Source organism: Streptomyces sp. KR55 (assembly GCF_052245645.1).
Taxonomy (GTDB): Bacteria; Actinomycetota; Actinomycetes; order Streptomycetales; family Streptomycetaceae; genus Streptomyces; species Streptomyces flavusporus.
Genome location: NZ_JBQQCE010000375.1, coordinates 1 through 9,753 on the forward strand (window position 1 = coordinate 1; position 9,753 = coordinate 9,753).

Consider the following 9,753-nt stretch of genomic DNA (forward strand, 5'->3'; position numbering starts at 1 on the left):
AGGTCCCGCGACAAGATCAAGGCGACGGCGAAGGACCTGGCGAAGGACATCCGCACCGCGTTTTCCGGCGGGAAGGAAACGGCCCTGCTGGGCCTGGTCGACCGGCAGACGAAGAAGCTGCTCGATGCCGCAGCCAAGCGGGACAAGATCGCCTCCCGGATCGCCGAGGCCAAGAGGTTCGCCAGCGATGTCACCTCGAACGCCCGCCAGGGCGCGAGCCTGTCCAACCTCGGTATGGAGCCCGACAAGATCACCGCTGGTGGCATCAAGGGCGGCCTGGCGCAGAAGCTCTCTCAGGTGCGGCAGTTCACCGCCTACATCAAGATCCTCGCCAAGAAGGGCCTCCACAAAGGTCTGTTGCGGCAGATCCTCAACATGGGCCCCGAGGCCGGGTACGCCTACGCGAGTGCGCTCGTCGGCGCCGACAAGGCGACCTTCAACGAGATCAACAGCATGCAGTCGCAGCTGGACAAGTCGACAAAGAACCTCGGCCGGACCGGCGCCGACCTGCTGTATGACTCCGGCAAGAACGCGTCGAAGGGCTTCCTCAGCGGTCTGATCTCCCAGGAGAAGGCCATCGAAGACCTCATGCTGAAGATCGCCAAGGGCATGCAGGCGTCCCTCCGGAAGGCGTTGGGCATCAAGAGCCCCAGCAAGGTGATGGCCGAGCTCGGCGCCTTCTCCACTCAGGGCCTGGCGCGCGGCCTGGTCGAGGCCCTGCCGGAAGTCGATAGGGCGCTCGGGGTCGTCAGTCAGCGGGTTGCCTCCACTCGCCCCGTGGTCGGCCGCGCGACCGTGGCCGGCGGTCGGGGCGGCGGCATGGTCGTGCACCTGCATGTCGAGGTGGGTCCGGCGTCCGACCCTCAGGCCGTGTGGCGCACCGTGCGCAAGGGCCTGCTGGAGCTGAAGCGGGACATGGGCGGCGCCAGCCTCGGCCTGGCCTGACAAGCGGAGGACGGTGTGGCGCGTCTCATCGCCGAGGTGGCGTTCGGCTACAGCATCATCTCGGCATCGCCCGTGTGGACGGACATCACCCGGTACGTCGACCAGCTCGCCGGGGTCGGCATCGAGCGTGGCGCCCACGATGAGCTGTCGCAGACTGAGTCCGGGACGGCCACGTTGACCCTCGACAACAGCGACGGCAGATTCACCCCGGAACGGTCCGGCCCGTACTCCCCGAACGTGAAGAAGAACGTGCCGATCCGTCTGCGGGTCGTCTCCGCCGATCAGAACTTGATCACCAACCCCAGCTTCGAATCCGGGCTGGCGGACTGGGACAAGACCGCCAGCCCGGCGATCGCCCAGGACGCCACGCACGTGAAGCACGGCTCGCAGGCCATGCGCGTCACCTGGGGCAGCCCCGCCGGACAGGCCGTCTTCACCGAGGTGTACGGGCTGGACATCGGCCAGACCTATACCGCCAGCGCCTATGTGTGGGTACCGACCGGCGCGCCAGCCGTCTTCCCGTACATCCTGGGCATGGCTCTGGGAACTGCGTCGACGCTCAACGACCAGTGGCAGCGGCTCGTCTACACATTCACGGCCACCGACACACAGCACCGGTTCCTGATCCAGACCGTGGGCACACCGACGGCCGGTACTCAGTGCTGGATCGACGCGGTGCAGCTGTGGGAGGGCAGCAGCCCCCTGCCGCTCAACCACCTGGCGAACGGCGACTTCGAGACGTCCGTCTCCAACTGGGCGAGTAGTGGCACACCTGTTGTGGCCCGCTCCACCACACGGGCCCAACGCGGCGCGTCCTCGATGCAGGTCACCTGGGGCGGCATCGACGGCCAGACCGTGACTTCCGACGCCATGGTGGGGCTGACCATCGGGCAGACCTACACGTTCAGCGCGTATGTGTGGGTACCGACCGGTCACTCCACGGTCCGCCTCACCCAGGCCGGCGGGGCGATCGGCGCCGACAGCACCCTGTTCGACCAGTGGCAGCGGATCAGCGTGACCTTCACAGCAACCGCCACCAGCCACCAGGTGCGCATACGACCGAGCGCGATTCCCACCAGCGGACACCAAGTGTGGATGGACGCGGCGCAGGTCGAGGAAGGCTCGACGCCGACCGCGTTCACCACGCTGGACGGGGCGCAGGTCCACCCCCGATTCGTCGGCATGGTCAACAACTGGCCCGTCAAGTGGCACGGCCTCCAGTCGAAGGTGACGATCACCTGCACGGACGTCTTCAAATGGTCGGACCTCGAAGACGAGCTGCTGCCGATGCTGTCGCAGGAGATTCTGCTCGACCTCCCGACCGCGTACTACCCGCTGACTGAGGACGCCGGCGCGGCGACCGCCGGCGACCTGTCCGGCACGGCCGCGGTGGGCACCCTCGCCGTCACCCAGGCAAGATCCGGCGGCACCCTCGAGTTCGCCGCAGACACCGGCCCCAACGGCCTGCTGGCGCCGGTGTTCACGCCCGCCAGCTCGTCAGCCGGAAAGTACCTTAGCGCCGACCTCGGCCCGTCGTTCGTTGCCGCGAACGAGTCGTTCCGCGTGCGCGCCGAAGCGTGGTTCTCCACCAGCACCAACGGCCGTGTGCTGATTGGGCTGGCCTCGTCCGACGGCGCCACCGAGTTGGTGATCCTGTTGGAATCCGGCACCGGCAAACTCGTGGTGGAGAAGGACCAGGGAGCCCAGGGCACGCAGACCTATGTGTTCGCCACTCCGAACTTGGCCGACGGCAACCTGCACCATCTGGTGTACAACGAGTTCGAAAACGTCCTGTACATCGACGGCGTCAGCTACAGCCTGACCGCGTTCAACGGAACCGACTTGCGGCTGCTGACCGTGGGCGGATACCAGGGCGCCCGCCTGTGGAACGGGACGATCGCCCACGTCGCGGTCTACTGCCGGTCGGTCACCGCTGCCGAGCTCGCCGGCCACTACACCACAGGCACGACCGGGCACACGGGTGAGAGCGCGGCGGCGCGCATGGCACGCCTCGCCTCCTACGTCCGTCTCCCTGTCACCACACAGGGCACGGTGTTCGACGCCATGGCGAGCCAGGCGCAGCTGGGCAGTTCCGCGCTGACGCACATGAGGGAGGTCGAGACCACCGAATCGGGCAAGCTGTTGGCCTCCCGCTCGGTGGTGGGCCTGGTCTTCCAGTCCCGCGACTTGCGCTATAACCCGACGCCCGCGGTATCGCTCGCCTACGCGGACCTGGAGACCGACGACGTCGCGCTCGCGGACGACGACCAGAAGATGGTCAACACGGTGGTGGCGAGCCGGCCGGAGGGCGCCACCCAGCGGATCATCAACCAAGCCGCGCTCGACACGTACGGTCCCAAGCCGCGGACACTGTCGCTGCTCAAGGCCAGCGACAACAGCGTGGCCGACGCGGCGAACTGGCTCATCAGCAGGTACTCAGAGACGCCCCCTGAGATCCGGCAGGTACCGATCCAGGCCTACTCGATGCCGCTGGCCACCTACCGGGCACTGCTCGATGTCGACGTGTCCACCGTCCTCGGCCTGACCGGGCTCCCCGATCAGGCGCCGGCCCCGACAGCGACCGTAGTGGCCGAGGGCTACAGCGAGCGCATCTCGGAGAGCCAGCACCTGCTCGACTTCCACACGTCCCGAGCGCAGACCGACAGCGTGTGGGTCCTCGACGACCCCACCTACAGCGTGCTCGGCTCCACGACGCGCCTGGCCTACTGAGAGAGGAGCGCGCCGGTGCCGGACATCCCCGTGCAGCGGGCCGAGACCTTCTACCTGCCGCCCCCGCCGCTGCCCCCAGACGCGTGGGCGCTCGTGCCGCCGGCCGAGCTGTGCCTGCGCTGGTACGAGATGAGGCAGCAGCGCCGCATCGAGCCGCCGACCGGCACGCTGCTCGGTATCCAGCTGTGGGCGCGCATCGACGCCAACCGCTGGGTTGCCGACTGCCCCTGCGGCAGCGCCCAAGTGGTCACGCCCACGGACCCGCGGTTCGCGTGCCCCGAGTGCGGCACCGGCTGGATCGTCGTCGTCTTCCCCGAGGACGTCGCTGCGGCAGAGGCTGCCGTCGCCGAGGAACTGCCTGCGGAGCGGTTCTGGTGGCAGGCCGACGACCCCAACCCGTGGAACCGGCCGCCCGAAGAGCAGTCTCCCGACCAGGGCCAGCCGGTCGGTGAAGGAGTCACGAGCGCGATGTTCGGGGGCGGGGCATGACGTTCGCGCCGAGGACCTGGGTCGTGGGGGAGGTCGTCACGGCCGCCCTGCTCAACCAGGAGATCCGCGATCAGATCAACTCGCTGCTCGCCGCCTGGACGGCGTACACGCCGTCCTGGTTGTCGAGCGGCACCGCTCCGGCGATCGGCAACGGCACCATCGTCGGCCGGTACATGAAGGTCGGCCGCACCGTGTTCCTCGGGATTCATTGGACCGCGGGCAGCACCACCACATACGGGAGCGGCAACTACACCTTCAGCTTGCCCGCGAACAGCGCGAACGCGGGACTCGCGACCATCGGTGTCGCCCAGTACGTCGGTACAGAACGCTGGGGCGGGGAGAGCCTGATCATCTCCAACACATCCAGTATTTCGATCCACTTCCCGCAGGGCGCCACGGACACGCGCCTGAACACATGGACGAACGCGCGGCCCGAAACGGCTGCCGCTACCCACCAGATGCGGATCACGCACACCTACGAAGCAGCCGCCTGACCCCACCCGTGATCCGGGGTGCCCGGCCGATGGCGGGCGCCGGCCGGCTCGAACGACAGGAGGTTGACGTGGACTTTCCCCTGTGGCTGTGGGCGATCCCCGCTGGATCGTTCGCCGTCCTCGAGGGCCTGGCCATCGCCAACCGCCGCCGCGGCGACACCGCGTCCGAGCTTCTCCGCCGCGCGGCCGGCATCCACCCCGTACGCCCCTGGCGGCCCCTCGGCGTCGCTGCCATCACCGCGTTCTGCGCCTGGCTCGCGCACCACCTGATCGGAGGCTGACCGTGGGTACCGCCGAACGCAGCGCGCCCCCATCGGACTGGTCGGGCCTGGAGATGGTCAGCATGACCCGGCTGACCGACGACATCTACTTCGGCTGGCTGGCCCACGAGACCAACCCGACGTTCTGGCACTGGTGCAAGGCGCTGGAGGGCGTTCCCGAGGACCGCAAGGTCCATGAGGGCTGCTGGGTGGCCGCAGGTACGAGCGCCCACACGCTCGTCTCCCGCGAGCCCCTGCACCTAGAGCCGTCCCTGCTGTGGCGCTGCTGCGACCTGCACGGCTTCGTCCGCGACGGGGTGTGGATCCCCGCCTGACCCTCGAAGGAGGACTGCCATGCCCCACCCCACCCCGGGGCGCATCGTGATGTACCGGCTGTCGGAGGACGACGCCCGGCACATCACCCAGCAGCGCGCCCATGACAGCGTCAACGGCAACTTCGTCCGTGAAGGCGACCGCTACCCGGCCGTCGTCGTACGGACCTTCGCCGGGAACCCCGCCGACGTCTGCAACCTCAAGGTCCTCCTGGACGGCGAGGACACCCACTGGGCGACCTCCCGCCATGAGGGCACCGAGCCCGGCACCTGGTCGTGGCCGGAGCGTGTGTGATGGCCCCGCCGCTCAGCCCGGATCGGTTCCTGACGATCCTGCGCGCCGAGGGCCTGACGGTCATCGAGCACGGCGACTGGCGGAACCACAACCGCAACCACAAGGGGCCCTGGGGCCCCATGCACGGCGTGATGATCCACCACACCGTGACCCGCGGCCACGACTACACGGTGGACATCTGCCGCAGGGGCTACGGGTCTCTGCCCGGCCCTCTGTGCCACGGCGTGATCTGCAAGCAGGGCCACGTCCACCTGGTCGGCTACGGCCGCGCCAACCACGCCGGCCTCGGCGACGACGACGTCCTGCGCGCCGTGATCGCAGAGCAGGACCTGCCGCCGGACAACGAGGCCAACACCGACGGCAACCGGCACTTCTACGGCTTCGAGTGCGAGAACCTCGGCGACGGCGAGGACCCGTGGCCCCCTGAGCAGCTGCTCGCCATCGAGAAGGTGGGGGCCGCCCTCGCCCGCGAGCACGGCTGGACCGAGCGGTCCGTCATCGGCCACCTGGAATGGCAGCCCGGGAAGGTGGACCCGCGCGGCTTCACGATGGCGTCGATGCGCAGCCGGATCGCCGCCCGCCTGGACGACAACCCCCAGCAGGAGGACGACATGCCCCTGACCACGGAGGACAAGGCCTGGATCTCCGGCGAGATCCGGGACGCTATCAAGGAGTTGGTCGCTGTCGAGGTGCTCACGAAGGACGGCATCATCGACAACCCGAACCCGGACACGGCCGACACCAACGCGTACATCTCGATGGAGACGTCCCTGCGGAACATCGAGATCGTCGCCCGCCGGGCCGACAAGACCTCCGCCGACGTGAAGGCGAAGGTGGACTCGCTGTCCGTCGGCAGCGTCAGCCCTGACGCCCTCGCCGAGATCCTCGCTGACAAGCTCGCCGCCCGCCTCAGCTCCTGACCGGAGGACACCATGCAGATCTCGAAGTACTGGAAGGCGGTCGTCGCCGCCGTGGCGGCCGGGGCCGGCTCGCTCGGGACCGCGATGCATGACGGCACCGTGACGTCCGCCGAGGGCGTCACCGCGGCGCTGATCGCGCTAGGCGCGCTCGGGGTCGTCTGGAAGGTGCCGAACCGGGAGCCCAAGGACTCGGCATGACCACGGCCCCGGACCCGGCGACGAACCTGGCAGTCGAGCTCGCTCAGCTACGGGGGGAGATCAACACGGGTCTGGCTGACATCAAGGGCGCGCTCGGAGTGCTCGTCGAACGAACCAACCGTACGGACGCCGACGTCCGCCAGCTGCGCGCCGACATGGACGCCGAGCTCCAGAAGATCCGCGAAGACGAGGTGAAGCCGTTGCGGGCGAAGGTCGACGCCCTGGAGGAGCGCCGCTTCCCCTTGCCGGTGCTCGGTGCACTGGCCACGGTCGGCGCCCTGCTCGTCAGTGTGATCGGTCTCATCGTCACCCGCTGAACGACCACACCCCCGCCGTCCGCCTCGCGCGGGCGGCGGGGTTTCGTCATGCCCTGGGGCTTGGGCGGCGGGCGGCACTCACGACAGGCTCGGACCGCCTCCGGGTGTGGGCATCCACCCGTAGCCGTGAACGGCCATGGCCTCCCGCATCCACGCGAACATCAGCCGGGCGGCTTCTTCGGTCCGGGGCGGGTCTTCCTTGCCTCCGCCCTCGCGGAAGAACCTCACCAGTGCGCCGCCCGCCGGCGCATCGGCGTCACAGTGGGGACATAGCTGAATGACGATCGGCTGCCCGAATGCCCCCGTTACGGGCATGTTTCCCGTGACGATCACGTCGTCCGCGAGGCAGCGACCGCACGGCGGATGGTCAGACGACAACTGGAACATATCGCGGTGCATGCCAGACCTCCCCTGTGCTGGGTCGCCATCAAAAGCCTGTGGGGGGAATGTGGTCAAGAGGTGCGCGGGTTGTGTCCGATGCATTGCGCATTCTGGCCGCCTTGGCGCATTGTTGTCGCCCATCGCCTCACCGGCGTCCCCTCCCCGGGGTCCGGCGCCTCCCGGGGGCGATGGGGTGGCCCCTGCGCGAGGCAACGTTGGGTGCTGCATTCGGTGCCCCGGCCGCGTATCCCCCTTCGCTGGCCGGGGCCCCGAGACGCCGCGGGCCTTACGGCTTGGTGACCGCAAGGCCCGTAGCCGGTACGCCCGTTGCTACGCGGGGGTACCGTTCCTAGTGGACGCTAGGAATGGAGACCAGTATGCCCCGGTGGAGTGACTACTCGAACGGTGAGCGCATCAAGATCCTCCGCGGTCGGGAGATCCGGCAGTCCGACCTCGCGGAGATGACCGGCCTCTCGCTGCCCACCATCCAGCAAGCCGAGCAGGACAAGCGGCTCACCCTCCCAACCCTCATGAAGATCGCAGCCTCGCTCGGCGTCGACACCTCGGTCATCCTCGGCCAGCAGGCACCGCGCCGCGCCATGGAGCAGGAAGACCGCACCATGATGCGCGACCTCTCCCGCGCCGTCCACGACACCGCCGCCGGCCTCCTGCCCGACGACGCCGAAGCCGCCACACTCGACGAGCTCACCGAGATCACCGGCCGGTGCTGGGAGCTGTACTGGGCAGGCCGGTACGCGGAGGCCGGCGCGGTTGCGGCGCCGTTCATCACCTCGGCGGCGGCCCGGCTCCGGGATCAGCCGGTGGGGGAGCAGGCGGCGGCGTGGGGTGTGCTCTCGGACGCGTACCGGATCGCCGGGTACGTGGCGAACCTGATGGGCAACCGGGACCTGGCGTACGCGGCGATCGGCCAGTCCCAGGCAGCCGCACAGGCGGGCGCGGACGAGCTGCGTCAGGCGCTCGTGACGTCCGGCCGCGCGTGGGTGTACCTGCGGGATGCCCGTCTGCCGGAGGCCCTGAAGCTGGCGGAGAAGGCGGCCGTGGACATCGAGCCGCGCTTCTCCCGGGCCACCGAGGAGGAACTCGTCGCGTACGGCAGCCACGTCAACTTCGCTGCCGTGGTCGCCTCCCGGATGGGGAACAAAGACCGGGCCGCGGACTATCTCAGTCAGTCGCACGCTTATGGCGCTCGGCTGGGCAGCGAAGTGCGGGCGCACGGCACCCTGTTCGGGCCGGTGTCCGCCACGACCCAAGCCGTCGGCATCAATGTGGCCCTGGGCAACACGGGCAAGGCACTTACGCTGATCAAGGGCATCCACGACGACGACCTTGAGGCCCTGTCAGGTGCTGCTCGCAACCGGTACGCGATGGACAAGGCCATGGCCTACGCGGACGCCAAGATGTGGGACCCGGCGCTCGACGTGCTCGAGGAGGCCCTCACGCAGGCCCCGGAGTGGGGCAAGCACCAGGCCCTCCCGAGCGTCATCGTGCAGAAGGTGGGCAAGGCGAGCACGGCGCGGCTGCGGCGGGTGTCCGAGCTGATCGGCGTCGCACCGGCCGGCGCGAGCGGTTTCCTGCCCGCCACCGCTAAGACCGCGCTGTAACTCGTACGCAGCGTAAGAGTATTGGCGCTCGGCGCGCTCAATGCTCATACGCCCCGTACGAGTTGAGGACGCGTCACAGCTCAAAGCGATACGCCCCGTACGACTCGCGGATGAAGCAATCCGCGAAGTCGTACGGGGCGTTTCTTCATGCCCACCGCCTGTAGCGAGACCGTTACAGGCATGCAGAGGACACAAGCCGACCTGAACCGGCGCAGGAACCTCGCAGACGCCGCCGCCGGCGTCATCCAGCGGGCACGCGTCGTCCTGTACGCGTGCACCCCATCCGGCGAGACGGACAGAGTCCTTGACCCGCTGCGCCAGTACGCGGCGGCCCGGGACTGGGACGTGGCGGCCGAACTGGTCGACGCCGTCAGCGTTACCTGGCCGACCGCCGTACGCCCCCAGTGGGCCCGCCTGGTGGAGCTCATCGAGTCTCAGCAGGCACAGGGCATCGTCACCCCCATGCGCAGCATGTGCGGCCTGGGCAATCACGAGCAAGACGAGCTGGACACATGGCTCGCCACACACCACGCCTTCATCGCCAACGTCTGGAACAACAACCGCCCCGTCGCATCCGCGCCGGGAGCATGACACCCGGTCGCGAACATGAACCCCGGCGACCGCTCGCGACGGCCCCGGGGCGCGGCCAACGCTCAAACCTGAGAGGGAGCGTCGACATGAGAAACGCTACCGCCCCCGGCGAGGAACGCACACGGGGGGACAAGATGACCATCGAGGTGTACACGGTAAGCCGGGACGGGGTCTTGGTG

At 68.8% G+C, this 9,753-nt stretch carries 12 protein-coding genes and 1 pseudogene; 12 read left to right on the forward strand and 1 reads right to left on the reverse strand.

The genetic code is table 11. The features are described 5' to 3' along the window. The 10 genes and pseudogenes from ACTWQJ_RS38060 to ACTWQJ_RS38105 form a co-directional block, all read left to right on the forward strand. Positions 1-945: pseudogene (locus ACTWQJ_RS38060) on the forward strand (hypothetical protein); the annotation flags it as partial. 15 nt (positions 946-960) lie between these two features. Further along, on the forward strand, positions 961-3,675 hold the full coding sequence (locus ACTWQJ_RS38065) for a carbohydrate binding domain-containing protein (RefSeq protein WP_443311008.1): 2,715 nt from the start codon (positions 961-963) through the stop codon (positions 3,673-3,675). A 15-nt stretch (positions 3,676-3,690) separates the two neighbouring features. Beyond that, entirely contained in the window at positions 3,691-4,164 is a 474-nt protein-coding gene (locus ACTWQJ_RS38070; RefSeq protein WP_443311009.1) for a hypothetical protein, read from the forward strand. Then, on the forward strand, positions 4,161-4,658 hold the full coding sequence (locus tag ACTWQJ_RS38075; RefSeq protein WP_443311010.1) for a hypothetical protein: 498 nt from the start codon (positions 4,161-4,163) through the stop codon (positions 4,656-4,658). The genes ACTWQJ_RS38070 and ACTWQJ_RS38075 overlap by 4 nt, the downstream gene beginning before the upstream one ends. Positions 4,659-4,726: 68 nt before the next feature. Further along, the gene (locus ACTWQJ_RS38080; protein ID WP_443311011.1) at positions 4,727-4,939 is read left to right on the forward strand and encodes a hypothetical protein; all 213 of its coding nucleotides are present in this window, start codon (positions 4,727-4,729) and stop codon (positions 4,937-4,939) included. A 2-nt stretch (positions 4,940-4,941) separates the two neighbouring features. Continuing rightward, positions 4,942-5,253 carry a hypothetical protein gene (locus tag ACTWQJ_RS38085; protein ID WP_443311012.1) on the forward strand — a complete coding sequence of 104 codons (312 nt, stop codon included), beginning with the start codon at positions 4,942-4,944 and terminating at the stop codon, positions 5,251-5,253. A 19-nt stretch (positions 5,254-5,272) separates the two neighbouring features. Further along, the gene (locus ACTWQJ_RS38090) at positions 5,273-5,545 is read left to right on the forward strand and encodes a hypothetical protein (RefSeq protein ID WP_443311013.1); all 273 of its coding nucleotides are present in this window, start codon (positions 5,273-5,275) and stop codon (positions 5,543-5,545) included. Continuing rightward, a complete protein-coding gene (locus ACTWQJ_RS38095; RefSeq protein ID WP_443311014.1) occupies positions 5,545-6,465 on the forward strand; it encodes an N-acetylmuramoyl-L-alanine amidase in 921 nt (306 codons plus the stop codon). The genes ACTWQJ_RS38090 and ACTWQJ_RS38095 overlap by 1 nt, the downstream gene beginning before the upstream one ends. Before the next feature lie 12 nt (positions 6,466-6,477). Continuing rightward, on the forward strand, positions 6,478-6,663 hold the full coding sequence (locus tag ACTWQJ_RS38100) for a hypothetical protein (protein ID WP_443311015.1): 186 nt from the start codon (positions 6,478-6,480) through the stop codon (positions 6,661-6,663). Next, positions 6,660-6,980 carry a hypothetical protein gene (locus ACTWQJ_RS38105; RefSeq protein WP_443311016.1) on the forward strand — a complete coding sequence of 107 codons (321 nt, stop codon included), beginning with the start codon at positions 6,660-6,662 and terminating at the stop codon, positions 6,978-6,980. Before ACTWQJ_RS38100 ends, ACTWQJ_RS38105 begins: the two co-directional genes overlap by 4 nt. Positions 6,981-7,058: 78 nt before the next feature. Here ACTWQJ_RS38105 and ACTWQJ_RS38110 read toward each other — a convergent pair whose 3' ends face one another. Continuing rightward, entirely contained in the window at positions 7,059-7,379 is a 321-nt protein-coding gene (locus ACTWQJ_RS38110) for a DUF6300 family protein (protein WP_443311017.1), read from the reverse strand. Between the two features lie 359 nt (positions 7,380-7,738). Between ACTWQJ_RS38110 and ACTWQJ_RS38115 the strand changes: the two genes are divergently transcribed. Continuing rightward, on the forward strand, positions 7,739-8,983 hold the full coding sequence (locus ACTWQJ_RS38115; protein WP_443311018.1) for a helix-turn-helix domain-containing protein: 1,245 nt from the start codon (positions 7,739-7,741) through the stop codon (positions 8,981-8,983). 180 nt (positions 8,984-9,163) lie between these two features. Continuing rightward, positions 9,164-9,574 (forward strand): hypothetical protein, encoded by a 411-nt coding sequence (locus ACTWQJ_RS38120; protein ID WP_443311019.1) that lies wholly within the window; start codon positions 9,164-9,166, stop codon positions 9,572-9,574. The last annotated feature ends 179 nt before the right edge of the window (positions 9,575-9,753 follow it).

Coding starts and splice junctions, on each gene's coding strand:
- ACTWQJ_RS38100 (WP_443311015.1), top strand. CDS start 6,478: ATGCAGATCTCGAAGTACTGGAAGGCGGTCGTCGCCGCCGTGGCGGCC.
- ACTWQJ_RS38105 (WP_443311016.1), top strand. CDS start 6,660: ATGACCACGGCCCCGGACCCGGCGACGAACCTGGCAGTCGAGCTCGCT.
- ACTWQJ_RS38110 (WP_443311017.1), bottom strand. CDS start 7,379: ATGCACCGCGATATGTTCCAGTTGTCGTCTGACCATCCGCCGTGCGGT.
- ACTWQJ_RS38120 (WP_443311019.1), top strand. CDS start 9,164: ATGCAGAGGACACAAGCCGACCTGAACCGGCGCAGGAACCTCGCAGAC.
- ACTWQJ_RS38090 (WP_443311013.1), top strand. CDS start 5,273: ATGCCCCACCCCACCCCGGGGCGCATCGTGATGTACCGGCTGTCGGAG.
- ACTWQJ_RS38075 (WP_443311010.1), top strand. CDS start 4,161: ATGACGTTCGCGCCGAGGACCTGGGTCGTGGGGGAGGTCGTCACGGCC.
- ACTWQJ_RS38115 (WP_443311018.1), top strand. CDS start 7,739: ATGCCCCGGTGGAGTGACTACTCGAACGGTGAGCGCATCAAGATCCTC.
- ACTWQJ_RS38095 (WP_443311014.1), top strand. CDS start 5,545: ATGGCCCCGCCGCTCAGCCCGGATCGGTTCCTGACGATCCTGCGCGCC.